The sequence below is a fragment of the Rhizobacter sp. P3_B12 genome, from assembly GCF_056402895.1.
Genome location: NZ_JBFUGN010001638.1, coordinates 1 through 714, shown reverse-complemented (window position 1 = coordinate 714; position 714 = coordinate 1). Strand labels below are relative to the sequence as shown.

The following is a 714-nucleotide window of genomic DNA, read 5'->3' as shown; positions in this document are numbered from 1 at the left end:
CTTCAGCACCCGGTCGCCGACGCTGTGCGTGAAGCGGTCGTTGACCGACTTGAACTTGTCGACGTCGACCATCGCGACCGTCAACGGGCGCTGCTCCGCCTGCAGCGCGTGCAGCCGCTGCGCCAGCTGCTGCTCGAGGTGCCGCCGGTTCGCGAGGCCGGTCAGCGCGTCTTCGAGCGACCAGCGTTCGAACTGCTTCGACACCACCAGCGCCTGCTGCAGGTGGCGTTCGCTCTGGCGTGCGCCGAGCTGCCAGGCCACCATCGATTCGCGGCTGCTCATGCCCTCGGTCACCACGCGCTGCTCGCGGCGGCGCAGCGCCCGGTGCTCGCGCTGCGCCAGCGCATGCTTGCCCTGCAACTCGAAGACCTGCGCCAGCACCAGATGCGCGCGGCAGGCGAGCTGCTCGTGCTCGACGGCCAGCGCCATCTCGCGCATCTCGATCAGCTCGCGCTCGGCCGTCTCCCAGTCGCGCTGTGCCAGCGCCAGCTCGGCGGCGCACCAGCGCACGAACGAGTCCAGCCAGGTCATCGTGCCGGTCAGCGAGCGCGCCGCGGCGTCGATCGCCGGCCGGGCCGCGGCGACATCGCCCTGCCAGGCGGCCAGCAGGCCCGAGGACGCGAGCGAGATCGTCTTCGCCATCGCCTGCAGCCCCGGCAGCACCGCCAGGCCGTTGCCGGCGCGTTCGAGCTCGTGGCATTCGCGCATCAGGCC

General features: G+C 72.0%; 1 protein-coding gene. It reads right to left on the bottom strand.

Features of this window, described 5'->3' with window-relative positions:
- On the bottom strand, positions 1 to 714 hold a 714-nt coding region (locus tag AC1D01_RS37395; RefSeq protein ID WP_477874969.1), incomplete at both ends, for a GGDEF domain-containing protein.